Consider the following 695-nt stretch of genomic DNA (forward strand, 5'->3'; position numbering starts at 1 on the left):
GTTCTGGCCCTATCGGCTTGCCGCGCGGGTGAACCTTTGGTGGTGGACACGCAATCTTCCGGCGGCAGTCGACGTCGGCGACGGGGTTTTCCTCGGGCGCACCCCGAACCGTGACGAGCTTGCAGCCTATGGCGAAATCGTCGACATGACGGCGGAATTTCCCGCGCTTCGCGCTTCAGGCGTCATCTGGCGCGCGATCCCGTCGCTCGACCTGCTGCCGCTCTCTTCGGCACACATTTGCGAGGGAGTGCTGGCGGTTGACGAAGCCCGCAGCCGTGGCCCTGTACTCGTTTGCTGCGCTCTCGGCTTTCAACGCAGCGCAGCCGTTGTTGCATGCTGGCTCGTGCGCTCGGGCCGTGCCGCCAATGCTGCCGCGGCAGCTGAAATAATCAAGGCACTTGGACGACCGGTTCACCTCAAGTTGGAAACCCATGCGGCAATCGACGAGGCCGCGCTATGAACGACTGGAAAACAGAAACGGCGGGTATGGCCCGGCGACTGCAACGCCACGGCGTGGGTGGCGGTACGATCGCACTTGTTCTGCTCGCCATCGCACCATTGACGGCCGGTACGCATGGTTTCACCGCAGCACTTGGATGGTGGCTGCTGCTCGCTGTCTGCCTGGCTACCCTTGCGCTGGCGATTCATCTCGAGTTTGACACTCTTCTCTTTCGCCTCGCCGCGTCACATGACAG

2 pseudogenes are annotated in these 695 nt (G+C 62.9%); both read left to right on the forward strand.

Annotated elements, in window-relative coordinates:
- Positions 1-460: pseudogene (locus AB4Z23_RS27590) on the forward strand (serine/threonine protein phosphatase); the annotation flags it as partial.
- Positions 457-695 (forward strand): annotated as a pseudogene (locus tag AB4Z23_RS27595) (hypothetical protein); the annotation flags it as partial. The pseudogenes AB4Z23_RS27590 and AB4Z23_RS27595, both read left to right, overlap by 4 nt.

Origin of the sequence: Agrobacterium sp. MCAB5 (genome assembly GCF_052114365.1) — a bacterium.
Classification (GTDB): domain Bacteria; phylum Pseudomonadota; class Alphaproteobacteria; order Rhizobiales; family Rhizobiaceae; genus Agrobacterium; species Agrobacterium tumefaciens.